Here is a 22,255-nt window from a genome sequence, read left to right as displayed (position 1 = left end):
ATCCACGCCGCCGAGGACCGCGGCGCCTTCGGCCGGGTCCTCACGGAGGCCGGGCTGCCGGCCCCCAAGCACGGCACCGCCACCACCTTCGCCGGCGCCAAGGCCATCGCCGACGAGATCGGCTACCCGGTCCTGGTCCGCCCCTCCTACGTGCTGGGCGGACGCGGCATGGAGATCGTCTACGACGAGACCCGCCTGGAGGCCTACATCGCCGAGTCGACCGAGATCAGCCCCTCCCGCCCGGTCCTGGTCGACCGCTTCCTCGACGACGCCATCGAGATCGACGTCGACGCCCTCTACGACGGCCAGGAGCTCTACCTGGGCGGCGTCATGGAACACATCGAGGAAGCCGGCATCCACTCCGGCGACTCCGCCTGCGCCCTGCCCCCCATCACACTCGGCGGCTTCGACATCAAACGGCTGCGCGCCTCCACCGAAGCCATCGCCAAGGGGGTCGGCGTGCGCGGCCTGATCAACATCCAGTTCGCGCTGGCCGGGGACATCCTCTACGTCCTGGAGGCCAACCCGCGCGCCTCGCGCACCGTCCCCTTCACCTCGAAGGCGACCGCGGTACCGCTCGCGAAGGCCGCCGCCCGCATCTCGCTCGGCGCGACCATCACCGAGCTGCGCGCCGAGGGCCTGCTCCCCGCGCACGGTGACGGCGGCGAGCTGCCGCTGGACGCGCCGATCTCCGTCAAGGAGGCCGTGATGCCGTGGTCGCGTTTCCGGGACATCCACGGCCGCGGTGTCGACACCGTCCTCGGCCCGGAGATGCGTTCCACCGGCGAGGTCATGGGCATCGACTCGGTCTTCGGCACGGCCTACGCCAAGTCGCAGGCCGGCGCCTACGGGCCGCTGCCGACCAAGGGCCGGGCGTTCATCTCGGTCGCCAACCGTGACAAGCGCTCGATGATCTTCCCGGCGCGTGAGCTGGTCGCGCACGGCTTCGAGCTGCTCGCCACGTCCGGGACCGCAGAGGTCCTCAAGCGCAACGGCATCCACGCCACCGTCGTGCGCAAGCAGTCCGAGGGCACCGGCCCCAACGGTGAGAAGACCATCGTCCAGCTCATCCACGACGGCGGCGTCGACCTCATCGTCAACACCCCCTACGGCACCGGCGGCCGCCTCGACGGCTACGACATCCGCACCGCCGCCGTGGCCCGCTCCGTGCCGTGCCTGACGACCGTCCAGGCACTCGCCGCCGCGGTCCAGGGCATCGACGCCCTCACCCACGGCGACGTCGGAGTGCGCTCCCTCCAGGAACACGCCGAGTTCCTGACCGCGGCCCGCGGCCAGGAGCCGAAGCAGGCCGGAGAGCGGCGCCGGGGCCGGTCGCGTGATCTCGCGACCGGCCCCGGCGGCTGTTCCGCCGTTCCGTCAGCTCGCCTTGGCCGGGCCCGACGTGTCGATGGCCAGGGAGACGGCGAGGGCGCCGAGCACCGTACCCATCATGTAGCGCTGCACCTTGAGCCAGGAGGGGCGGCGTGAGAGGAAGACGGCGATCGCGCCGGCCGCCAGGACGATGGCGAGGTTGACCGCGACGCTCACCACGATCTGGATCGACCCGAGGATGAGGCCCTGGAGGAGGACGTGGCCCTCGTCCAGGTTGATGAACTGGGGGATGAGGGAGACATACATGATGGCGATCTTCGGGTTGAGCAGGTTCGTCATCAGCCCCATGGTGAACAGCCTGCGGGGCGAGTCGTGCGGCACGTCCTGCGGGGAGAAGACGGAGATGCCGCCCGGCTTCAGGGCGTTCCACGCGAGGTAGGCGAGGTAGGCGGCGCCGGCCAGCTTCAACGCGAAGTACAGCTCGGGTACGGCGATGAAGACGACCGACAGGCCCAGGTTCGCGGCGATCAGATACACCATGAAGCCCAGTGCCACACCGCCGAGGGAGACCATCCCGGCGCGCCTGCCCTGGGTGATGCTGCGGGAGACGAGATAGATCATGTTCGGGCCGGGGGTGAGCACCATGCCGAGGGCCACCACCATCACGCCGAGGATCCCGCTCAGTTCAACCATGAAAACCCCTCATTCGCTGTTGCGTTGCGCCGCCGTTCCCCTCGCACGCCTCGGCGGCGCTGCCGTCGCGCACGGCCTCGGCGAGGTCGTGCGCGATGTCGTGGAGGAGGTGACGGGTGAAGAAATCGACGGTGAGCCGCGGGTCGGCCAGGCGGGGATCGTCGCGGTCCCAGTCGTCGGCGGTGAGCGTGGCCAGGCGGTGGGCCAGGGCCTCGGCGGCCCGCCCCAGCTCCTCCGCCACCTGCCGCGGCTCCTCGTCCTGGTAGCGTTGAACGGATCCGGGGCAATCCTCGGAAACCCCGCCCTGCCCGCCCTCCGTACCAGCCGATGATCTCGGTGCAATAGGTGATCGACTCGATTGCTTCACCAGGATTGCATCGAGCTGTAGGTGGAACAGCAGGCACATGTCCCGGACGTGGCAGCCGCGCTCCAGAGGTGACCAGGCGGGTGTGCCCGCGCGCCGCCTGCTGAGTCTCGGGTCCCGCAGCAGCCGCTGCCAGTCCGCCGCGCACTTCCGTAGCGCGTCGGCGATCGTGTCCTGCCTGATGGGGCCGGAGGTGAAGCCGCAGCGACGGCAGTCGGGCAGGGGTGGAGGAGCGTGACCGAGCGGTGACCGGGATCGTGCCGTCATGTCCACCGAACCAGCACCCCTTCCTGACCTCGGAGCAATGCCTGGAGCTTAAGAGCAGAGCAATGCTCGATGCAACCTGTGTATTGCACTCGGGGCAATGTTGTGGTTGGATGGAGGCCACCCGGACGGACGAGGGGAGCGCGCGCCGTGAAGGACTATCGGACTGTCGCCGACGCGGTGGCCGAGGAGATCAGAGCCGGCGTCCTCCGCTCCGGCGACCGGCTGCCCCCGCAGCGCGAGTTCGCGCGGCAGCACGGCATCGCCAACTCCACCGCCACGCGCGTGTACCAGGAACTGGCCCACCGCGGGCTGACGGTGGGCGAGGTGGGACGCGGCACCTTCGTCCGCGCCGTGTCCGCGAAGTCAGGTGCCTCCGCTCCCGCGCTCACCGAACCCGCCGGCAGCCGGATCGACCTCGAGCTCAACTACCCGGTCGTACCGGAACAGAGCGCACTCCTCGCCCAAGGGCTCAGCGGCCTGCTGCGTCCCGACGCCCTCGGACACGCCTTGCGGCCGGTCGGCGCGACCGGCCTCCCGGCTGCCCAGGAGTCCGCCGCCGACATCCTCGCCCGCGGCGGCTGGCGCCCCGACCCGGCCGGCATCCTGTTCGCGGGCAACGGACGGCAGGCCATCTCCGCCGTCATCACCGCCCTGGTCCCACGGGGTGGGCGCCTCGGCGTCGAGGAGCTGACGTACCCCTTCGTCAAGGCCGTCGCCGCCCGGCTCGGCATCACCCTCGTCCCGCTCGCCATGGACGGTGACGGACTCGTCCCGGAGGCCGTCGAGGAGGCCCACGCCGCCGCCCCGCTGCACGCGGTCTACGTGCAGCCGAGGCTGCACAACCCGCTCTCGCTCACCATGCCCACGCAGCGGGTCGAGCGGCTGGCCGACGTACTGCTGCGGCTCGGGGTCCCCGCGGTCGAGGACGCCATCTGGGCGTTCCTGCGCGACGAACTGGCACCGCTCGCCGCGTACGCCCCCGAGCGGACCGTACTGATCGACAGCCTGTCCAAGCGCATCGCCCCCGGCCTGACCCTCGGCTTCGCGGTGGCGCCCGCCGCCCTGGCGAGCGAGATCGCCGCCGCTCTCCGGTCGGGCGGCTGGACCCCCATGCGCTTCGCCCTGGAGGCCGCCCACCGCTGGCAGCAGGACGGCACCGCGAAGAAGCTGGTGGACGCCAAGCAGCGGGAAGCGGCGGTACGGCAGGAGATCGCGGCCCGGCACCTCGCCGGTTTCGCCGTGCAGAGCGATCCACGCTCCTACCACTGCTGGTGGCAGCTGCCCCGCCCGTGGCGCGCGGACACGTTCGTCGCCGCCGCCGCGCGGCACGGCATCGGGGTGGTGCCCGCGGCCGCGTTCACGATCGGCGGCGGCCACGCCCCCAACGCCATCCGGGTGGGGCTCGCCTCACCGCAGCCGGACGTCCTCTCCCAGGCACTCGGCACGCTCGCCGGACTCGCCCGGTCCGCGCCGGAGGACCTCGTCACCGACTGACGCCCGCCCCGGCGGACACGGTGGGGAGGCCCGGCAGCGGGGAACACGGACCGTCGCCGTGGAGGACTTCGCCGTACGCCTCCCTGTACCGCTTCTCGAACTCCGCGAAGGCGGCCCCCTCGTCCGCCGTTCCGCGCAGAAACCCGTCGAGGGCGCGGGCCGCGAGCCCGGCGCCGCAGCAGGCCAGACGTATCCCATGCGGCGGGAGCGAATCCGACGCCCAGGAGCACGCGGCGTCGCCGACAAGCACCATCCCGGGACGCCACAGCCGGTCGGCGGCGTACGACCGGTGCGGGCACACCCGGATCCGCCCGTGACGGCCGCCGCGCACCCGTGCGGCCCCCGCCAGGAAGTCCCTGACCGGCGGACACTCCTCGGCGAAGCCGTACAGCGACCCCTCGGGATCCTCGTGCACCCGGTCCGCCAGATCCTGCCGCACCACCGCCCCGACACGGGCAAGCCCGCGGCCGGCCGGCGCGATCCAGAACCAGCCGCCGCCGAACGGGAAGCGCCGTGCTCCTCTCACCCGACTGAAGTCGGCCTCGAAGCAGGCGTACACGGCCAGTCCGGACCAGCCGCGGCCACCGGCGACATGACGGCGCAACAGGCTGTCGCCGCCCGAGGCGTCCACCACATAGCGGGCCCGCACCGTACGGGCCGGGCCCTCCTCCGGACGGTGACGCAGCCCGGTGACCCGCTCGTTCTCGGTGACCACGTTGACGGCGGCACACCGCTCACGTACCTCGACGCCGTCGACGAGCCCCGGACACGCGTCCCGCTCCAGCAGCAGCACCCGGTGCCCCCGCCCGGCCACGAGGGCCGCCGTGACCAGCCCGGCGGGGCCTCCACCGGCGACAACGACGTCGTACCGCTCGCTGGACATACTGCATTTCCCCCAGAGGTCGGTGTGCTGTGAATTTTTCGGCGCGCAAGTGAACTTTCGATGCCATCCCGGGGAAACCGCCAGATCCGCTGAAAGAACCCAGACATGCCGGAAGAACTGCGGGAAAGACCCCCGGGTTCTTCTTGCGTCACACGGAATTCCTTGACGGCTAAACTACTTCCCAATGGCCGAATTCAGCCCCCAGGCCGAGTCGTCGCGCGTATCCGCGATAGCCACGGCAAGTGCGGCGCAGGCGTGGCCGTACCGGACAGTCTGGGACATCGTTGATACCTCGCCGGTGTGAGTAGTTCCACGTTTAGCAATATCTCGCCGTTCGGGCGGCAATGATCAGTCGCGGCCCCGAATCAGGTCGAAAGGCCTGGGTGGGGACGTGCTCGACCGCGCTCCCCCCAACCTGGTCAATCATGAAGGCGGGCGGATGGGAGCGCGAGGGCGGCAGACGTCGGGATTACGCAACGCGACAACATGTAGGGGGGTATATGTGTCAGGAAAAGGGTATCGAGGACAAAGGCAACGACCGAGGGGGCGTTGACGGATCTTCGCGAGAGGTGTATTTCTGCACTCAGGGCCTGGAGCGTTACGGTGAAGCCCTCAATGACGGGACGATATCGGGAGTGGTTCCCGATTGCCTCATCGCTTATGGGCTGCTGCGCCCCCTGCCGGGCGTGGCCGGATTCTACGTCCCGATCCCCCCGAACGTCGCCGAGGCGGAAGTCTGCCGCTCCGTGGTGCGGGAAATCGAACACCACGAGAACACGCTGGCGTCACTGCGGTCCTCCTTCGTGGCCGCGGAAAGCCTCTACCGCAGGGCGCACCACGACGCCGGAGTCCCCATCGAGTCCCTGAGGGGCGCGGATGTGATCAGCCAGTCACTGCGGCTGGCCGTCGATGCCTGCGAGGAGGAACTGCTCACGGCACAGCCGGGCGGCGGCCGCTCCCCGGCCCTCCTGGCCGAGGCCCTGCCCCGCGACCTCGCACTCGTGCGGCGCGGCGTCGGACAGCGGACGCTGTACCAGCACAGCGTCCGCTCACACCAGCCGACCCTCGCCTACATAGAGCGCGTGACGGCCGAAGGCGCCGAAGTCCGCACCCTGGACGAGATATTCGAACGCGTCATCATCTGCGACCGTGCGGTCGCCTTCATCCCCGGCATCCCGGAACGCAAGACCGCCGCGCTCGCCGTCCGGCACCCCGGCGCCGTCGCCTTCCTCGTCAAGGTCTTCGAGCACGCGTGGGAACGTGCCCAGCCGGTTTCCCTCGTCGCCGAACAGCACCGCCCGAATCCGCTGACCGACTCGGTCCGCGCCGCCATGCTCCGCATGGTCGTCACCGGCCACACCGACGAGACGATCGCCGCCCGCCTGGGCGTGAGCTCCCGTACGGTCTCCGCGAACATCAAGAAGGTCGCCGAAGTTTTGGGCAGCCGCAGCCGCGCCGAACTCGGCTACCTCGTCGCCCAGCGCCGCCTGCTCGAACAGGAGGAGGAACCGGTGGGTTCCTGATGCCGCGGGCAGTATGCGGCGAGGCTGCCGAGGATCCCGCCGGCGACCCTGATCGCCTCAGCGCCGCGGAGGTGAGACTGAGCATGGTGTTTGTCTGCCCTCCTGCTGGAGCGCCAACGGCCGCTGACGAAGTCGGTGAGGGCGGCGGCGACGGCCTCGGGCTGCTCCTCGGGGATGTAGTGACCGGCGTCGGGCACGATGACGCCGGTCACGTTCTCGGCCCACGTGCTGCTGGAGGCCGCCATGTCCGGGATCGAGCCGTGGCTGCTGGAGATTCCGAGGACGGGCGCGGTCAGTCGCCGTTGCTGGAGTGCCGCGCGGTTCTTGCGCGCGGACTCGGCGGCGTCACGGTAGTAGGCGAGGCCGGCACGCAGGCCGCCGTCGACGGCGAGGGCCGCGCCGTAGTGGTCGAGCTCTGCTTCCTCGAACGCGTCGGGCGCGAGGGACTTGGTCGTCAGGAACCAGCTGATGTACTCCCGCTCGCGGCCGGCTATCAGCGTCTCGGGAAGGCCGGGCACCACGTGGAACGCGAGGTGCCAGCTCTTGAACGCCAGAGTCGGGTCGAGGGGGATCGCTTCCGGGCCCGGCGCTGAGCCCGAGCGTCGCGGAGCACGTCAAAGAGCTGTTCGGCCTCCAGCGCCCGCGCCTGCGCACCGCGCTGAAGGCCGGCGGAATGTCCGACGAGAACGCCGAGGACTTCGCCGTACACGTAGCGGCCGTGAACAGTCTCTCGCGGTGATGGGTAGGGCCGGGTCGAGCCCGGAGGAACTCCGGGCGATCGTCGGCGTGACCGTCGACGCGCTCGCGCGGGCGCTGGGACCGGTCGGACAGCCGTCATGTCAACCGGGTGCCGAAGGAACTGCTCGGCGATGCCCTCGGCACGCGCGGCGGTCTGGGCATGCACCCGGCCCGGCCGCAGGAGGCGCGGGTGGCGCGGAGGCGCACTATTGCAAGCGCGTGCTTGCAACAGTTAGCGGCTTGGGGCATCGTGGAGGCATGGCATCGCTCAACGTCGGCAATCTCGGTGAGTACCTGCGCGAACAGCGGCGCACCGCGCAGCTGTCACTGCGGCAGCTCGCCGATGCCGCGGGCGTGTCCAATCCGTACCTGAGCCAGATCGAGCGCGGGCTGCGCAAGCCGAGCGCGGAGGTGCTCCAGCAGGTCGCCAAGGCGCTGCGGATCTCCGCCGAGACGCTGTACGTGCGCGCCGGGATCCTCGACGCCGAGCGGGACCGGGACGAGGTGGAGACGCGTGCGGTCGTCCTCGCCGATCCCTCGCTGACCGAGCGGCAGAAGCAGGTGCTGCTCCAGATCTACGAGTCCTTCCGCAAGGAGAACGGGTTCGTGGCCGACACGGACGACGACGAGGCGGCGGCCCGGGGCAGACCCGGCAGATCCGGCGGTGCCGCGGCGGCGGCCCAGGACGGACCGGCGGACGACACCCTCGACGGCGGTGCCTCCATACCCGTACACCGCCCCCGTACGACCGGCGGCAGTGACGCCGGCCCGCAGCAGACGGCCGGGTGAGCCGGAGCGAGCGGCCGGCCGCCCGGGACGCGGGACCACCACAAACCCTCAGCCGAACGTATTCCCGGAGGACCATCACCATGGCCATCACCGACGACCTGCGCAAGACCCTCAGCGACCCCACCCCGCTCTACTTCGCCGCGGGCACCGCCGACCTGGCCTTCCAGCAGGCCAAGAAGGTGCCGGTGCTGGTGGAGCAGCTGCGCGCCGAGGCGCCCTCCCGTATCGACGCCGTGCGCAACACCGACCCGAAGGCCGTCCAGGAGAAGGCGACGGCCCGCGTCAAGGAGACGCAGGGGACCCTCCAGGCCAAGGCCAACGAGCTCTTCGGCTCCCTCGACGCCGACTTCAGGAAGCTCGGCGAGACCGCCCAGGACCTCGCGCTGCGCTCGGTCGGCGTCGCCGCCGAGTACGCCATCAAGGCCCGGGAGACCTACGAGAAGGTCGCCGAGCGCGGCGAGCACGCGGTGCGCACCTGGCGCGGCGAGGCCGCCGAAGGCATCGAGGACCTCGCCGAGGAGGTGGAGGAGCTCGCCGTGGCCGTCGAGCCGTCCAAGCCGGCCAAGTCCGAGCCGGTCGAGGTCACGGAGGACAAGCCCGCCGCGGCGAAGAAGGCCCCCGCGCCGCGCAAGGCTCCGGCCAGGAAGAGCACCAACGCCACCGCGAAGAAGACGACGCCGCCCGCCAAGTAACCGGGGCGACGGATACCGAGAGCACGGCACGGGCCGGGCACCCTTGGGGTGTCCGGCCCGTTCTCCGGGTACGGTGACGGCGTAGAGACGATCCGAGTCTGGTGGTGGACGTTGTGCTGATGCAGGGGTTCGCAGGCTTCATGTGGCTGCTGAGCATCGCCCTGATCCTTTTCAGCGGCTTCGCGTTGATCGACGCCGCCATGCGCCGTGAGGACGCCTACCGCGCGGCCGACAAGAAGACCAAGCCGTTCTGGCTGATCATTCTCGGGCTCGCCTTCGTGGTGAACCTGATCTTCAACATCCTGTCGTTCCTGCCGATCATCGGGCTCATCGCGACGATCGTGTACATGGTCGACGTACGGCCCGCGCTGCGCGGCCTGTCGGGCGGCGGGCGCAGCACCCGCCGCGGCTCCAGCAGCGACGGCCCCTACGGCCCGTACAACGGCGGACGCTGAGGCACGCCCCTCGGGGCCGGGAGCGCTGACCTCATGCGGCTCCGCCGCGTGGGCACGACCCGCGCCGAAGCGGGCCCGTGGTCGTGGCCGGCGTAGTACGACGGTGATCCGCACGGCGGTCGTCGGTGCGGGGGTGGGCGGAGCGTGCCGGCCGCGCAGGCCATGTGGATGGTGCACGGCCGTGCGGGGCGTCCGGATCGTGCGGCTCGGCTCGAGTAGTTCGGCCCGTTCGGCCCGTTCGACCCGTTCGGCCCGTTCAGCCCGTCCGGTCCAGCAACACCACGGCCACGTCGTCCGTCAGCTCGCCGCCGTTGAGCTCGCGGACCTCGTTGACGGTCGACCGCAGCAACTGCTCGCCCCGCAGCCCCTCGGAGAGCTGGCGGCGGACCATCTCCACCATGCCGTCCTGGCCGAGCCGCTCCCGGCCCCCGCCGACGTGGCCCTCGATCAGGCCGTCGGTGTAGAGCATCAGGCTCCACTCGGCGCCCAGCTCCACCTGCATGCGCGGCCAGCGCGCGCCCGGCAGCAGCCCGAGCGCCGGGCCGTTGTTGTCGTAGGGCAGCAGCCGGGCGGGCGTGCCCGGGCCGGCGACCAGGGGTGCCGGATGCCCGGCCAGGCACAGGCCGGCGCGGCGGCCGTCGGGGGCTATGTCCACGGCGCACAGGGTCGCGAAGATCTCGTCGTCCGAGCGCTCGTGTTCCAGCACCTGCTGGAGCGTGCCCAGCAGCTCGTCGCCGCAGAGCCCCGCCAGGGTCAGCGCGCGCCAGGCGATCCGCAGCTCCACACCGAGGGCCGCCTCGTCCGGGCCGTGCCCGCAGACGTCGCCGATCATGGCGTGCACGGTGCCGTCCGGGGTGCGGACGACGTCGTAGAAGTCACCACCGAGCAGGGCGCGCGAGCGGCCGGGGCGGTAGCGGGCGGCGAAGCGCAGCGGGGAGCCGGCCAGCAGCGGGGTCGGCAGCAGGCCGCGCTCCAGGCGGCGGTTCTCCTGGGCGCGCAGCCGGCCCTCGGCCAGGCGCCGCTCCGCCGAGTCGGAGCGCTTGCGCTCGACGGCGTAGCGGATCGCCCGGCTCAGCAGCCGGCCGTCGAGCTCGTCGCGGAACAGGTAGTCCTGGGCGCCGACCGCCACGGCCTCCGCGCCGCGCTCGGCGTCGCTGGAGGAGGTCAGCGCGAGTACGGCGTGCCGGGGCGCGAGCTCCAGCACGTGCCTGAGCACCGTCAGCTCGTCGTCACCGCGTGCGTCCCCGTTTCCGTTGCCGCTCCCGTTGCCCTCGGCGCTGTTGCGGGCCGGGGCGGGGGCCGGCAGGGCGAGGTCCAGCAGGATGCAGTGGACGTCGTCGGTCAGCAGCCGCTCGGCCTCGGTGAGGTTGCGGGCGGTGCGGACGCGGATCGGCTTGCCGGTCTGGTCGAGCAGGTCGGGCACGATCGGCGAGCCGCCGGGATCGTCCTCGATCAGCAGCAGCGTCAGATTGCCGGGGCCGGTGCTCTCGAGCTGGTTCGTGGTCTCGTTCGTGGTCTTCTCGCGCTTCTCCGTGGGGTGCTCTCGCCGGGTGGTGGGGTTCTCGGCCGGGTTCGTCGCCCTGGCCGGGGCCTGTTCCTTGGAAGGGCCGCTGTCCAGGGACGCGGCGGGCGCCTGACCACACTCCACGGCCGGGATCGCCCTCTGCCGCGGTACGGGTACGGGCATCGTCTTGGTTTTCCTTCCCTCCCCCCGAGGGCATGGCGGGGCGAGGGACCTCGACCCACCGACGGGGACCATAGCGGGTGACGGCACCGCTGCGGAATGGTCCAGAACACGTCGGGCGGCCATCGGCCACTGTCATATGCCGCGTTACGTACCGCAGTTGGACACGTCGGCCGGGGCCCGGGGATGACGAACGTCACGCGGGGCGGGGCTCCGGGCGTGGACTGGGTCACGTGGCCCACTTCACGTGGCCTGCTTCACGTCAGCCGTTCGTCGTCAGCCGTTTTGCCGTCACCCGTTTGTCGTCACCCGCTTCACGTGCCCGCGCCGGGCGCGTGGCCCGTGTCGCCCGGTGGGCCGGGCCCGGCGTCGGAGGTCCGCGGGTGCGCCCGCGCCCGGGGTCACTCCGAGGGCGCCGTGCCCGTGTCCGTGCCCGTGTCCGTGCCCGTGTCCGGGCGCACGACCCCGAGGATCGGCATCGAGCCCGCTCCCGCGATCGTGATCGAGCGTCCCGGGCGCGGGGCGTGCACGACGGAGCCGTCGCCGACGTACATGCCCACGTGACTGGCGTCGTCGAAGTAGATGATCAGGTCGCCGGGCCGCATGTCCTCGATGTCGACGCGCTTCAGCTGCTTCCACTGCTCCTGCGAGGTGCGCGGGATGGCCTGCCCGGCCGACACCCAGGCCTGCGAGGTCAGACCGGAGCAGTCGTAGGCCTTCGGGCCCTCGGCGCCCCACTGGTACGGCTTTCCGACCTGGGCGGTGGCGTACGCGACGGCCTTCCGGCCCCGCTCCGTCGCCTCGGTGTCCAGATCCTCGAGGATGCCGGAACCGAGCCAGGCGGTCTGTGCCCTGGCCTGGGCCTCCCGCTCCAGCCGGGCGAGCCGCTCCTTCTCCTCCTGCTCCAGCTCGGACTCCAGCTTCTCGGCCGCCGCGATCTGCTTCTCGATCTTCTTCTGGGCGGTGGCCTTGGCCTTGCGGTTGGCCTCCAGCTCCTTGAACTGGGCGGAGGCGTCCGCCGTGTAGGCCTTCAGGTCCTCCTGCGCGCGGGTCAGCTCGCCGAGCAGGCCCTTGGTCGCGCGCTGGCCCTGGATCACCCGGTCGGTGCCGTCGAGGAAGTCCTCGGGGTCGTCGCTCAGCACCAGCCTGGCCTCGTCGGGCAGGCCACCGGTGCGGTACTGGGAGCGGGCGGCCGCACCCGCGCGGTCCTTCAGGCCGTCGAGCTTCTCCTGGCCCTTGACGATCTTCTTGGCCAGCTCGACGACCTCGGCCGACTGCTTCTGCGTCTTCTCCTCGGCGGCGTTGTACTCCTCCGTCGCGGAGGCCGCCGTGCGGTAGAGCTCGTCGAGCTTCTTGCGTACGGCCTCGAGGTCCTTGCCGGGAGTGGCGGCCGGCGCGGAGGCGGTGGGGGAGGCGCCGGGGGCGCGCGGGGAGGGTGCGGGCCCGGGGTCCGCGAACGCCGTGCCCGGTGCCGCGAGCACGGTGACCGCGCAGACCACGGTCACGGCAGCGGTCATCAAGCCATGCTTCCCCGTACGCATACCTCGCCCCCAAGCTGATTAACCGTCAGTAACATAGGTCGTCCGGGGGGATCGTGCCATGCCGGCGCGGAAAGCGACAGAGGCCGCGCCTGTCTCCTGCTTCCCTCCCCTTTCGCCCCGTCTGTCTCGTCGCCGTACGGCGATTCCTCCTCCGCCCCTCGTCGCCCCCCGCTATGTGACGAACGCCGCACGGAGATCGTTCCCGGCCTTCGCGTGTTCCCGGCCTTCGCGCGCTCCGGCCCTCTCGCCCTCCCGCCCTCCGCCTGCCGTCCCGCCGCCGGTTCACGCGCGCGGCGCCAACGCCTCCCACCGCACCGTCACTTCACCCTGGCGCCACCGCACCGGCCCGTCCGTCACCGGCCAGCCGGCGGTCAGATCCCGCACCGCACGCATCCAGCGCTGGCGGGCGCCGTAGGAGGCGTAGGGCGCGGCGGCGGCCCAGGCGCGGTCGAAGTCGCGCAGGAAGGCGTGCACCGGCTCGCCGGGGACGTTGCGGTGGATGAGCGCCTTCGGGAGCCGTTCCGCCAGGTCGGAGGGGCGGTCCAGGGAGCCCAGCCGGGTCGCGAAGGTGACCGTGCGAGGCCCCTCGGGTCCGAGCGCCACCCATACGTGCCGGCGCCCGATCTCGTCGCAGGTCCCCTCGACCAGGAGCCCGCCGCCGGAGTGCTCCGACGCGGGCGCGAGCCGCGCGCACAGCCGCCGCCAGACCGCGGCGACCTCGTCCTCGTGGTACTGGCGCAGCACGTTCGCCGCCCGGATGAGGACGGGCCGGCGGGAGCCGGGGGAGAGGGGGACCTCGAAGCCGCCGTGGCGGAAGACGAGCCCCGCGCGCGCGTACGGCTCGGCCGCGGCCACCCGCGCGGGGTCGATCTCGACGCCCACCACGCGCGCGTGCGGCGCGACCGTGCGCAGGCGGTGCAGCAGCTCGACAGCGGTCCAGGGGGCCGCGCCGTAGCCGAGGTCGACGGCGACGGGATCGGCGGCGCGGCGCAGCTCGGCACCGTGCGTGGCCGCGATCCAGCGGTCCATGCGGCGCAGCCGGTTCGGATTCGTCGTCCCGCGCGTGACCGTGCCCACGACGCGCGTGACCGTGCTCACGACGAGTGCCCCCCGCTCATGGGGGTCTCCCCGCCCGTGGGGGTCCCACCGCTCATGGGGCTCTCCCCGCTCATGGGGGTCCCGCCGCGCGAGCGGAGCCGGGCGTGGGGGAGGGCGGTGGCGCGGGAGGGCATGCGTACGAGGGTATGCGGCCGAGCCGGGTCCGCTCCCTTCGGAGCGTCTCCCGGTTCCTCCCCGTCTTGACGCAATCTCGCTTCGAACGGTTGAGCGATCAGCGGTAATGATTCGGCAAAGGTCGGGAAACCGGAAATGGAGCACCGCCATCCGGTGTTCGCACCCCTTGGAGGGCGGCGCGTGTCCTCCGCACGGCATGTCCGCAGCGAGGAGGAACGGCTCGTGAGCCAGTACGTCAGCAGGCTCGGGCGTCGCTCACCGGCGGCTTCCCCGCGGCTCCGGCTGCTGCGCAGGCCCCGCCGCGTCGCCATGCTCTCCGTGCACACGTCACCGCTCCACCAGCCGGGCACCGGCGACGCCGGCGGCATGAACGTCTACATCGTCGAACTCGCGCAGCGCCTCGCCGCGATCAACATCGAGGTCGAGATCTTCACGCGCGCGACCACCGCCACGCTCCCGCCCACCGTCGAGCTGGCGCCCGGCGTCCTCGTGCGCCACGTCGACGCCGGACCGTACGAGGGCCTGGCCAAGGAGGAGCTGCCGGCCCAGCTGTGCGCCTTCACCCACGGCGTGATGCAGGCCTGGGCCGGGCACCGTCCCGGCTACTACGACCTGGTCCACTCCCACTACTGGCTCTCCGGCCACGTCGGCTGGCTCGCCGCCCAGCGCTGGGGCGCCCCTCTGGTGCACGCCATGCACACCATGGCCAAGGTCAAGAACGCCAACCTCGCGGAGGGCGACACTCCCGAGCCGGCCGCCCGCGTCATCGGCGAGACGCAGATCGTCGCCGCCTCCGACCGCCTGATCGCCAACACGGCGGAGGAGGCCGACGAACTCGTCCGGCACTACGCCGCCGACCCGGCCAAGGTCGCCGTCGTCCACCCCGGCGTGAACCTCGAACGGTTCCGTCCCTTCCCCAAGGGCTCCGAACCCGGCCCCGGGGAGACCGCGAACGCCCGCGCCGCCGCCCGCGCCCGCCTCGGCCTGCCGCAGGACGCGCTGATCCCGCTCTTCGCCGGCCGCATCCAGCCACTCAAAGCCCCCGACGTGCTCCTCCGCGCCGTCGCCGTCCTGCTCGACGAACGCCCCGACCTGCGCTCCCGCATCGTCGTCCCCGTCGTGGGCGGCCCCAGCGGCAGCGGCCTCGCCAAGCCGGAGGGCCTGCAGAAACTCGCCGCGCGGCTCGGCATCGCCGACGTCGTACGGTTCCGCCCGCCCGTCGGGCAGGAACAGCTCGCCGACTGGTTCCGGGCCGCCTCCGTGCTGGTGATGCCGTCCTACAGCGAGTCCTTCGGCCTGGTCGCCATAGAGGCCCAGGCGGCCGGTACACCGGTCCTCGCCGCCGCGGTCGGCGGCCTCCCGGTCGCCGTGCGCGACGGGCACACCGGCCGCCTCGTCGAGGGCCACGACCCCGCCGCGTACGCGCGCGTGCTGCGCGATTTCGCCGACAACCCGGAGCTGACACCCCGGATGGGCGACGCCGCAGCCCGGCACGCCCAGTCGTTCGGCTGGGACAGCGCCGCCGCCGCGACGGCCGACGCCTACACGGCCGCGATCCACTCCCACCGCCGTCGCGTACGCTCCCACCATGGCTGAGGCGGCACAGAAGACGGCACAGGTGCTCGAGGCGGCGCTCAAGGACGCCGGGCTGGAGTGGGAGAGCCCCGAGCCCGGCAACTACGTCGTCAAGCTCCCCGGCACCCGCAAGCTCTCGACCACGGTCTCCCTCCTCCTCGGCCGGCACTCCCTCTCCCTCAACGCCTTCGTCATCCGCCACCCCGACGAGAACGAACCCGCCGTCCACCGCTGGCTGCTGGAGCGCAACCTCAAGCTGTACGGCGTCTGTTACGCCGTGGACCGCCTCGGCGACGTCTACGTCACCGCGAAGCTGCCCCTCGCCGCCGTCACCGCCGACGAGATCGACCGCCTCCTCGGCCAGGTGCTGGAGGCCGCCGACGGCGCCTTCAACACCCTGCTGGAGCTGGGCTTCGCGTCCGCCATCCGCAAGGAGTACGAGTGGCGGACCGCGCGCGGGGAGTCGACGCGGAACCTGGAGGCGTTCCAGCACCTGATCGAGCGCGCGGGGGACTGACGTCTGTCGGAAGCCCGGCGTCCCTCAGGCGGCTCCCCTCAGGCGGTTCCCCTCAGGTGCCTGACGACCCTTCAGTGCCGGCCGCTGGTGCGGTAGCGGCCGGGCGTGACGCCCACGAGCCTCTTGAAGTGCCGGGTCAGATGGGCCTGGTCGCAGAAGCCGGTCGCGGCGGCCACGTCGCCCGGGGTGCGCCCCGCGAGCAGTAGCCGCCGGGCCCGGTCGACACGGCGGGACATCAGGTACTGGTGCGGCGCGATGCCGTAGGCACCGCTGAACGCCCGTACCAGGTGGGCCGGATGGGCGTGCACGAGCGCGGCCGCGTCGTCCAGGCCGATCCCCTCGACGACCCGCTCGTCGAGCAGTTCCCGCAGCCGGCGGGCGAGGACGGGATCCCGGCGCGCCGGACTCCCGTCCCACCGGGGCCGCAGATGGGCGTGGAGCCGCTCGCCGATCAGCGTCAGCCGGCTCTCCGCCTCCAGCTCGTCACCGGGCAGGGCGAGCGCCGCGTGCAACTGCCCGACCCGCCGCCGCAGCACCGGATCGCGCAGGTCGGGGGCGTCGACGGCCGGGCCGATCAGGTCGTCGCCGAGCCGTGAGGCGTCCAGGTACAGGACGCGTTTGCGGAAGCCGTCCGGGGTGGCGGGGGAGCCGTTGTGCGGCACGTGCGGGGGCAGCAGCGACACCGTGTCGTGCGGGGTGCCGTGCTCGTGCCGGTCCAGGTCGTACCGCACGGCCCCGTCGTCGACGATGAGCAGCGTCCACGCCTCGTGGACGTGCATCGGGTAGGCGTACTCGGTGTAGTGGGCGTGGAAGACCTCGACGACGCCCGGGACTCGTGGGCGCCAGGCGGCGACGTTCCGCGTGTCCCGGTCGGCGGCCATGCAAAAAACGTACAAGACCGGGCCGTACGCCGACCGGCAGTCTCACCCCATGAGCACGCACGACGCAGACGACCCCATCCGCTTCGACACCAAGATCGCCGTCCTGCTGCGCGAGGACCTGGAGACCTGGCAGCGCCTCAACGTCACCGCCTTCCTGGTCAGCGGCCTGGGCTCACAGGTCCCCGAGGTGATCGGGGAGCCCTACGAGGACGCCGACGCGGTCGGCTACCTGCCGATGTTCCGACAGCCGGTGCTGGTTTTCGAGGGCACCAAGGAGACGCTGGTGAACGCCCACGCGCGCGTGCTGTCGCGCGCCCTGCCCCGCGCGCTGTTCACGTCCGACCTCTTCACCACGGGCAACGACCGCGACAACCGTGCGGCGGTACGGGCCGTGCCCACGGCCGGGCTGGACCTGGTCGGCCTCGCGGTCTACGGCCCGAAGAACGCGGTGGACAAGGTGCTGAAGGGGGCGCGGATGCACCCGTGAGCGGGCCCGGCGCCCGACGGTGGCCGTCAGGCGTTGGTGACCTCGGCCTTCGCGGACTCGGACGTGCCGGGGACCGCCCCGGGGACCGCCTCCGAACCCGCATCCGAACCCGCCTCGGAGACCGCCTCGGGGGCCGCCTCGGGGACCGTCTTCGAGACCGTGGGGTCCTCCTCCGGCAGCCGGCGCATGAGCGCCCAGTACCCGGCCGCCGCCACCGTCCCGACGACGGCGCACACGCCCCACAGCCACTCGGCGCCCCAGCGGTCGATGACGAACCCGGACATCAGCGGGGCCACGAGGGAGGCGACCGCCCAGGACATCGTGTACATCCCCTGGTACCGGCCGCGTCCGTGCACGGGCGACAGCCGGACGACGAGCCCGGTCTGGGTCGGCGCGTTGACGATCTCGGCCAGCGTCCACACGCACACGGTGAGGGCGAAGACGCCGACCGACCCGGCGAAGGCGGTGAGCCCGAAGCCGTACCCGGCCAGCAGCGCCGAGCCGACGAGCAGCAGCCGGGGATCGCGGTGCTCGATGAACCGCGTGACGGGAATCTGGAGCACGACGATCAGCACACCGTTGACGGCGATGGCCATGCCGAAGTCGGCCGGAGTGAACCCCGCCTCACCCATGGCCACCGGCAGCCCGACGTACGCCTGCTGGAAGATCAGGGCGATGAGGAAGGACAGCCCGACCACACCCATGTACCGCCCGTCGCGCAGCACGGTACCGAGGGAGACGGGCGTCGCGTCCCCCGCGCCGGACGCCTCGCCGGCGTCCTCCTTCGGCCGGGACTCGGGCAGCTTCACGAAGATGAGGACGGCGCAGGCCATGGTCATGCCCGCCTCGACCAGGAACCCGGCGAGGTAGCTGACCTCGGCGATGAACCCGGCCGCCATGGAGGAGATCGCGAAGCCGAGGTTGATGGCCCAGTAGTTGAGCGAGAAGGCCCGGATACGGTCCTCGGGCCGCACGATGTCCGCCATCATCGCCTGCACGGCCGGCCGGGAGGCGTTGCTCGCCATGCCGACCAGGAAGGCGACGGCCGCGATGGCGACCGGGTCCCGCACGAAGCCGAGCAGTGCGACGGACACCGCGGTGGAGGCCTGCGCGACGAGCAGCGTGGGCCGCCGCCCGAGCCGGTCGGTCATCACCCCGGCGCCCAGCGAGGACAGGACCCCGCCGAGCCCGTGCAGCGCGGCGACCAGACCGGCGTACGAGGCGGAGTAGCCGCGGTCGATGGTCAGGTACAGCGCCATGAAGGTGGCGACGAAGGCACCGAGCCGGTTGACCAGGGTGCTGGTCCACAGCCACCAGAACTCGCGGGGGAGCCCGGAGACGGTCTCGCGCGCGGCACGTCTCAGTCCGGCGACTGACATGGGACCCCCGTAAGCAGATGGCAGAACAGATGTAAGTGCCTGGTGCGGCAAGCAGAACTTACAAACGGGCGCTCCTCGGGAGCCACCCGATTAACAATTCCCGTCAACCGTCCGCCCTGCGGGCGCGGCGCGCGGGCGGTCAGGCGGTTCGATTACGCTCGGAGCCATGGCCGACGCACCGTACAAGCTGATCCTCCTCCGCCACGGCGAGAGCGAGTGGAACGAGAAGAACCTGTTCACCGGCTGGGTGGACGTCAACCTCACCCCGAAGGGCGAGAAGGAGGCGACGCGCGGCGGCGAGCTGCTCAAGGACGCCGGCCTCCTGCCCGACGTGGTCCACACGTCCGTCCAGAAGCGCGCGATCCGCACGGCCCAGCTCGCGCTGGAGGCCGCCGACCGCCACTGGATCCCCGTCCACCGCCACTGGCGCCTGAACGAGCGCCACTACGGCGCCCTCCAGGGCAAGGACAAGGCCCAGACCCTCGCCGAGTTCGGCGAGGAGCAGTTCATGCTGTGGCGCCGCTCCTACGACACCCCGCCGCCGCCGCTGGACCGCGACGCCGAGTACTCCCAGTTCTCCGACGCCCGCTACGCGATGCTCCCGCCGGAGCTGCGCCCGCAGACGGAGTGCCTGAAGGACGTCGTCGTCCGCATGCTCCCGTACTGGTTCGACGCGATCGTCCCCGACCTCCTCACCGGCCGCACGGTCCTCGTCGCCGCCCACGGCAACAGCCTGCGCGCCCTGGTGAAGCACCTGGACGGCGTCTCCGACGCCGACATCGCGGGCCTGAACATCCCGACCGGCATCCCGCTCTCCTACGAACTGGACGCCGAGTTCAAGCCGCTGAACCCGGGCGGCACCTACCTGGACCCGGACGCGGCCGCCGCCGCGATCGAGGCGGTCAAGAACCAGGGCAAGAAGAAGTAAGCGCCCACGAACAAGCCCCCTGCCTGCGCTTCTCCCACGGGCAGGGGGCTTGTCGCTGTCTTGGGGCCGTCTCCGGGCCGTCAGGCATGGCGATCACGCCGCCACGCGTGCGTACCGGGTGACGTCTCGACCACCTCACGGGGATAGACCCCACGCGCCCGGGTGAGGAGGTCACGCTGATCGGCGGTCCACGTCGGCGGCAGCACGGACAACGGGAGGGTGACTGTGATTCCGGTCGACGGCCCGTCGTGCACGGACACCAAGAGCCCGCCGTTCTCCTGGGGCTTGAACCTCAGGGAAGGAGTCCGCCCGGAGACGAGCCACGTGGCGAACCGTCCGGCCTCCAGCCTTCCCAGAACCTCCTCCCAGTCCTCCAGGTCCTCGGGGAAGAGGGTCACCACGAAGGAGGCGTTGAGGGACTCCTCTGCCACGATGACGATCTCGCACTCGAGGAGGTCGTGACCGGTCAGAACTCCGGGTTGACAACGGCCCAGGACGCGCACGGAGACACTGTGGCCACTGGTGCCGGGTCTGTCGGCCAGATGGATCAGATCGATAGCGCCATCCTCAGCGTGCATGGGTTTCCTCCCCGAAGTATCCGCGTCCGAGCATCCTGCCGAACCACTTGCCGATCCGCCGCGCAGGGGCTGTCCCGGTGGACCGTGATGAGATGGGGTCGTGAGCCGCGCCGCAGAAGAGACCAATCGCCGTATGCTCCGAGCGCGTGACGTGATGGACCGCGACTACGCGCAGCCGCTGGACGTCCCCGCCCTCGCCCGCATCGCGCATGTGTCGCAGGCGCATTTCACGCGTACCTTCCGGGCCACGTTCGGTGAGACACCACACCGCTACCTGCAGCGTCGTCGCGTGGAACGGGCGATGTTCCTGCTCCGGGAGACCGACCACAGCGTTACAGACATCAGCTTCGAGGTCGGCTTCACCAGCCCGGGTACCTTCAGCCGTACGTTCCGCGACATCGTCGGCCGGTCGCCGCGGACGTACCGCAAGGAAGCGGTCGCCGCGGGCGTGCCGACCTGCTTCACGATGGCGTGGGCCCGACCGTATGCCTGACCGGCCGATAGAGGCCCTGCCGACTGAGCAGTTTTGGATAAGTTCTCGCCCCGGCTGATCACTAGTGTCAGTGTCATGTTCAACGCCATCACGCAGTCACAGATATACGTCCTCGACCAGGACGAGGCCCTCGACTTCTACGTCGGCAAGCTCGGCCTGGAGATCACCGCAGACGTCGACATGGGGTTCATGCGCTGGCTGACCGTCAGCGTTCCCGGCCACCCCGAGCGGCAGATCCTTCTGGAGAAGCCGGGCGCGCCGGCGATGTCGGAGGAGACGGCGGAGCAGGTGCGCGAACTGGTGACCAAGGGAGCCATGGGCGGCTGGCTCATCCTCACCACGGACGACTGCCGCAAGACCTACGAGACGCTGCTCGGCAAGGGGGTGGAGTTCACCGAGGAACCCACCGAGCGTCCGTACGGGATCGACTGCGGTCTGCGCGACCCCTTCGGCAACCGCATCCGCTTCACCCAGCCGAAGGGCTGAGACCCCGACGTCTGACCGCACCATCACTGAGCCCTCGCCCTGCGGTTGCTTCGCGGCGCGGGGGCTTACTGCTGGGCTCGGGCCGACTCGGCCCGGGACGACGCTGCCTCAACTCCAGCGGCAACACCGCGCGTCAGCACGCGCCCCAGCGTTCCGCGCCGGCCGTCCATTCCATTCGGCGTCCCAGGAAGGCGGCATTCTTCCAGGTCAGAGGTGGTTTACGCATTCCAGCGTCCCGCAATTGCCGATGGAATGGCGGATGGGACGCCGGGTGGCACAGGCTTGGGTCATCAACAGCACGGCACCTCGCCGGACACGGTGGTCCGCCGCGCTCAACCCGGTCCTCATGACCCGCGTTCCGGCGCCCACTCGGGCCCCGGGCAGTACGGCGGGGACGTGACCGACCGGCACCGTCCGCCACCACAGGAACGTCTTCCTGGTACTCGGAGAAAGCAGACCCGTCATGCGTATCGCCAACCGCTTCCGCTCCCGCTCGGCCGCCTCCTCCGTGGTCGCCGCCGCCGCCCTCGCCCTCGTCGGTATCCAGGCCGCCGGGACGACCGCCGTCGCCGCGCCGAAGCAGGCCCCGTCGGTCGTCACCTGCACCGCGGCGAACACCGCGCTGACCGTCACCGAGGTGACCCGTCCGGTCAACCACCTGCTGCTCAAGGCCACCAACACCGGCACCAAGCCCTGCTACGCCTACAGCGCCCCCTACCTGAGGGCCGGCGCCGACGCCCAGGCCCCGCTGGCGTGGGCCCAGGAGACCACCCCGCAGGCCGTGGTGACGCTCGAGCCCGGTCAGTCCGCCTACGCGGGCATCCTGACGTACTCCCCCGACGGCGAGGGCGGCGGCAACGAGAAGACCCTGGGTGTGATCCTCGCCGACAAGAACGGCGGCACGGCCGGCCAGGAGAAGACCCTGAAGCTGCCGAAGGGCGGTGTGTTCTTCAACAGCGCCGCCACCGTCACCTACTGGCAGGACAACGCGGCGGACGCCCTGTCCTGGTAACCGCCTCGGCGCCCGTGACACGGCCGCCGGCGGCCGCACCGGGCCCTCCGTCCGCACCGGGGGGCCGCAGTGCGGCCGCGACGGTGTGTTCCAGGCGGCCGCGGAGTTCCGGGAACGGGTGCCGGTCGGCGCTTCGCGTGCGCCGCCGTACAGCGTCGGAAGGTCGATCGATGAGCCGGACGTCCGGTTCGGACGGCCGTCGTCAGCCGTCCCCGCCGCCTCGGACGGCCG

General features: G+C 71.5%; 21 protein-coding genes and 2 pseudogenes. 13 read left to right on the top strand and 10 right to left on the bottom strand.

The annotated features are described in order from the left end of the window. Window positions 1-1,290: pseudogene (locus ACZ7G3_RS22055) on the top strand (ATP-binding protein); the annotation flags it as partial. Window positions 1,291-1,377: 87 nt separating this feature from the next. Here ACZ7G3_RS22055 and ACZ7G3_RS22050 read toward each other — a convergent pair. Then, window positions 1,378-2,025, bottom strand: coding sequence for a LysE family translocator (locus ACZ7G3_RS22050; RefSeq protein WP_426596895.1), 648 nt, complete (start codon window positions 2,023-2,025; stop codon window positions 1,378-1,380). After that, complete coding sequence (locus ACZ7G3_RS22045; RefSeq protein WP_470927695.1) at window positions 2,018-2,266, bottom strand: hypothetical protein; 249 nt, start codon at window positions 2,264-2,266, stop codon at window positions 2,018-2,020. Before ACZ7G3_RS22045 ends, ACZ7G3_RS22050 begins: the two co-directional genes overlap by 8 nt. 537 nt (window positions 2,267-2,803) lie before the next feature. Here ACZ7G3_RS22045 and ACZ7G3_RS22040 point away from each other — a divergent pair. After that, entirely contained in the window at window positions 2,804-4,150 is a 1,347-nt protein-coding gene (locus ACZ7G3_RS22040) for an aminotransferase-like domain-containing protein (RefSeq protein WP_470927693.1), read from the top strand. Here the strand turns inward: ACZ7G3_RS22040 and ACZ7G3_RS22035 are convergent. Then, entirely contained in the window at window positions 4,140-5,033 is an 894-nt protein-coding gene (locus tag ACZ7G3_RS22035; RefSeq protein WP_470927691.1) for an NAD(P)/FAD-dependent oxidoreductase, read from the bottom strand. The two genes, ACZ7G3_RS22040 and ACZ7G3_RS22035, sit on opposite strands and share 11 nt — an antisense overlap. Window positions 5,034-5,668: 635 nt before the next feature. Here ACZ7G3_RS22035 and ACZ7G3_RS22030 point away from each other — a divergent pair. Beyond that, entirely contained in the window at window positions 5,669-6,556 is an 888-nt protein-coding gene (locus ACZ7G3_RS22030; RefSeq protein ID WP_470927689.1) for a LuxR C-terminal-related transcriptional regulator, read from the top strand. A 119-nt stretch (window positions 6,557-6,675) separates the two neighbouring features. Here ACZ7G3_RS22030 and ACZ7G3_RS22025 read toward each other — a convergent pair. Then, window positions 6,676-7,137 (bottom strand): annotated as a pseudogene (locus tag ACZ7G3_RS22025) (alpha/beta fold hydrolase); the annotation flags it as partial. A 415-nt stretch (window positions 7,138-7,552) separates the two neighbouring features. Between ACZ7G3_RS22025 and ACZ7G3_RS22020 the strand changes: the two are divergent. The 3 genes from ACZ7G3_RS22020 to ACZ7G3_RS22010 all read left to right on the top strand — a co-directional run bounded on the left by ACZ7G3_RS22020 (window position 7,553) and on the right by ACZ7G3_RS22010 (window position 9,230). Further along, the gene (locus ACZ7G3_RS22020) at window positions 7,553-8,083 is read left to right on the top strand and encodes a helix-turn-helix domain-containing protein (protein ID WP_470927687.1); all 531 of its coding nucleotides are present in this window, start codon (window positions 7,553-7,555) and stop codon (window positions 8,081-8,083) included. A gap of 80 nt (window positions 8,084-8,163) precedes the next feature. Beyond that, window positions 8,164-8,775, top strand: a complete 612-nt coding sequence (locus tag ACZ7G3_RS22015; RefSeq protein WP_470927685.1) for a hypothetical protein — start codon at window positions 8,164-8,166, stop codon at window positions 8,773-8,775. A gap of 119 nt (window positions 8,776-8,894) precedes the next feature. Next, the gene (locus ACZ7G3_RS22010) at window positions 8,895-9,230 is read left to right on the top strand and encodes a DUF2516 family protein (protein WP_426596886.1); all 336 of its coding nucleotides are present in this window, start codon (window positions 8,895-8,897) and stop codon (window positions 9,228-9,230) included. Window positions 9,231-9,486: 256 nt separating this feature from the next. On the opposite strand, the gene ACZ7G3_RS22005 is transcribed toward ACZ7G3_RS22010, so the two are convergent. From ACZ7G3_RS22005 to ACZ7G3_RS21995, 3 genes are all read right to left on the bottom strand, one after another. Next, complete coding sequence (locus ACZ7G3_RS22005) at window positions 9,487-10,917, bottom strand: PP2C family protein-serine/threonine phosphatase (protein WP_470927683.1); 1,431 nt, start codon at window positions 10,915-10,917, stop codon at window positions 9,487-9,489. Window positions 10,918-11,315: 398 nt separating this feature from the next. Continuing rightward, window positions 11,316-12,455, bottom strand: coding sequence for a C40 family peptidase (locus tag ACZ7G3_RS22000; RefSeq protein ID WP_470927681.1), 1,140 nt, complete (start codon window positions 12,453-12,455; stop codon window positions 11,316-11,318). A gap of 282 nt (window positions 12,456-12,737) precedes the next feature. Further along, window positions 12,738-13,532, bottom strand: a complete 795-nt coding sequence (locus tag ACZ7G3_RS21995) for a methyltransferase domain-containing protein (RefSeq protein ID WP_470927706.1) — start codon at window positions 13,530-13,532, stop codon at window positions 12,738-12,740. Between the two features lie 378 nt (window positions 13,533-13,910). On the opposite strand from ACZ7G3_RS21995, the gene mshA reads away from it, so the two are divergent. Both mshA and ACZ7G3_RS21985 read left to right on the top strand, forming a co-directional pair. Beyond that, the gene (gene mshA / locus ACZ7G3_RS21990; RefSeq protein WP_426520703.1) at window positions 13,911-15,284 is read left to right on the top strand and encodes a D-inositol-3-phosphate glycosyltransferase; all 1,374 of its coding nucleotides are present in this window, start codon (window positions 13,911-13,913) and stop codon (window positions 15,282-15,284) included. After that, on the top strand, window positions 15,277-15,780 hold the full coding sequence (locus tag ACZ7G3_RS21985) for a type III secretion system chaperone family protein (RefSeq protein WP_426596883.1): 504 nt from the start codon (window positions 15,277-15,279) through the stop codon (window positions 15,778-15,780). The genes mshA and ACZ7G3_RS21985 overlap by 8 nt, the downstream gene beginning before the upstream one ends. A gap of 71 nt (window positions 15,781-15,851) precedes the next feature. Here ACZ7G3_RS21985 and ACZ7G3_RS21980 read toward each other — a convergent pair whose 3' ends face one another. Then, window positions 15,852-16,661, bottom strand: coding sequence for a helix-turn-helix transcriptional regulator (locus ACZ7G3_RS21980; protein ID WP_470927679.1), 810 nt, complete (start codon window positions 16,659-16,661; stop codon window positions 15,852-15,854). 49 nt (window positions 16,662-16,710) lie between these two features. On the opposite strand from ACZ7G3_RS21980, the gene ACZ7G3_RS21975 reads away from it, so the two are divergent. Beyond that, complete coding sequence (locus ACZ7G3_RS21975; RefSeq protein WP_470927677.1) at window positions 16,711-17,148, top strand: DUF2000 family protein; 438 nt, start codon at window positions 16,711-16,713, stop codon at window positions 17,146-17,148. A gap of 26 nt (window positions 17,149-17,174) precedes the next feature. Here the strand turns inward: ACZ7G3_RS21975 and ACZ7G3_RS21970 are convergent, their stop codons facing one another. Further along, a complete protein-coding gene (locus ACZ7G3_RS21970; RefSeq protein WP_470927675.1) occupies window positions 17,175-18,527 on the bottom strand; it encodes an MDR family MFS transporter in 1,353 nt (450 codons plus the stop codon). A 166-nt stretch (window positions 18,528-18,693) separates the two neighbouring features. On the opposite strand from ACZ7G3_RS21970, the gene ACZ7G3_RS21965 reads away from it, so the two are divergent. Continuing rightward, a complete protein-coding gene (locus tag ACZ7G3_RS21965) occupies window positions 18,694-19,455 on the top strand; it encodes a phosphoglyceromutase (protein ID WP_426520693.1) in 762 nt (253 codons plus the stop codon). 80 nt (window positions 19,456-19,535) lie between these two features. Here the strand turns inward: ACZ7G3_RS21965 and ACZ7G3_RS21960 are convergent, their stop codons facing one another. After that, window positions 19,536-20,033 (bottom strand): DUF5959 family protein, encoded by a 498-nt coding sequence (locus ACZ7G3_RS21960; protein ID WP_470927673.1) that lies wholly within the window; start codon window positions 20,031-20,033, stop codon window positions 19,536-19,538. A gap of 133 nt (window positions 20,034-20,166) precedes the next feature. On the opposite strand from ACZ7G3_RS21960, the gene ACZ7G3_RS21955 reads away from it, so the two are divergent. From ACZ7G3_RS21955 to ACZ7G3_RS21945, 3 genes are all read left to right on the top strand, one after another. Then, a complete protein-coding gene (locus ACZ7G3_RS21955; protein WP_426596878.1) occupies window positions 20,167-20,526 on the top strand; it encodes a helix-turn-helix domain-containing protein in 360 nt (119 codons plus the stop codon). A gap of 75 nt (window positions 20,527-20,601) precedes the next feature. Continuing rightward, window positions 20,602-21,012 carry a VOC family protein gene (locus ACZ7G3_RS21950; protein ID WP_470927671.1) on the top strand — a complete coding sequence of 137 codons (411 nt, stop codon included), beginning with the start codon at window positions 20,602-20,604 and terminating at the stop codon, window positions 21,010-21,012. A 463-nt stretch (window positions 21,013-21,475) separates the two neighbouring features. Beyond that, the gene (locus ACZ7G3_RS21945) at window positions 21,476-22,024 is read left to right on the top strand and encodes a DUF4232 domain-containing protein (protein ID WP_470927669.1); all 549 of its coding nucleotides are present in this window, start codon (window positions 21,476-21,478) and stop codon (window positions 22,022-22,024) included. The last annotated feature ends 231 nt before the right edge of the window (window positions 22,025-22,255 follow it).

The organism is Streptomyces sp. NPDC037271 (assembly GCF_055603605.1).
This window is presented reverse-complemented; position numbering and strand designations above follow the sequence as displayed.

What these genes read in the sequence shown, in the direction of transcription:
- ACZ7G3_RS21950 (WP_470927671.1), top strand. Translation starts at nt 20,602, where the DNA reads ATGTTCAACGCCATCACGCAGTCACAGATATACGTCCTCGACCAGGAC.
- ACZ7G3_RS21980 (WP_470927679.1), bottom strand. Translation starts at nt 16,661, where the DNA reads ATGGCCGCCGACCGGGACACGCGGAACGTCGCCGCCTGGCGCCCACGA.
- ACZ7G3_RS22015 (WP_470927685.1), top strand. Translation starts at nt 8,164, where the DNA reads ATGGCCATCACCGACGACCTGCGCAAGACCCTCAGCGACCCCACCCCG.
- ACZ7G3_RS22020 (WP_470927687.1), top strand. Translation starts at nt 7,553, where the DNA reads ATGGCATCGCTCAACGTCGGCAATCTCGGTGAGTACCTGCGCGAACAG.
- ACZ7G3_RS21975 (WP_470927677.1), top strand. Translation starts at nt 16,711, where the DNA reads ATGAGCACGCACGACGCAGACGACCCCATCCGCTTCGACACCAAGATC.
- ACZ7G3_RS22000 (WP_470927681.1), bottom strand. Translation starts at nt 12,455, where the DNA reads ATGCGTACGGGGAAGCATGGCTTGATGACCGCTGCCGTGACCGTGGTC.
- ACZ7G3_RS22005 (WP_470927683.1), bottom strand. Translation starts at nt 10,917, where the DNA reads ATGCCCGTACCCGTACCGCGGCAGAGGGCGATCCCGGCCGTGGAGTGT.
- ACZ7G3_RS21960 (WP_470927673.1), bottom strand. Translation starts at nt 20,033, where the DNA reads ATGCACGCTGAGGATGGCGCTATCGATCTGATCCATCTGGCCGACAGA.
- ACZ7G3_RS22035 (WP_470927691.1), bottom strand. Translation starts at nt 5,033, where the DNA reads ATGTCCAGCGAGCGGTACGACGTCGTTGTCGCCGGTGGAGGCCCCGCC.
- ACZ7G3_RS21970 (WP_470927675.1), bottom strand. Translation starts at nt 18,527, where the DNA reads ATGTCAGTCGCCGGACTGAGACGTGCCGCGCGCGAGACCGTCTCCGGG.
- ACZ7G3_RS21985 (WP_426596883.1), top strand. Translation starts at nt 15,277, where the DNA reads ATGGCTGAGGCGGCACAGAAGACGGCACAGGTGCTCGAGGCGGCGCTC.
- ACZ7G3_RS21955 (WP_426596878.1), top strand. Translation starts at nt 20,167, where the DNA reads ATGCTCCGAGCGCGTGACGTGATGGACCGCGACTACGCGCAGCCGCTG.
- ACZ7G3_RS21945 (WP_470927669.1), top strand. Translation starts at nt 21,476, where the DNA reads ATGCGTATCGCCAACCGCTTCCGCTCCCGCTCGGCCGCCTCCTCCGTG.
- ACZ7G3_RS22010 (WP_426596886.1), top strand. Translation starts at nt 8,895, where the DNA reads ATGCAGGGGTTCGCAGGCTTCATGTGGCTGCTGAGCATCGCCCTGATC.
- ACZ7G3_RS21965 (WP_426520693.1), top strand. Translation starts at nt 18,694, where the DNA reads ATGGCCGACGCACCGTACAAGCTGATCCTCCTCCGCCACGGCGAGAGC.
- ACZ7G3_RS22050 (WP_426596895.1), bottom strand. Translation starts at nt 2,025, where the DNA reads ATGGTTGAACTGAGCGGGATCCTCGGCGTGATGGTGGTGGCCCTCGGC.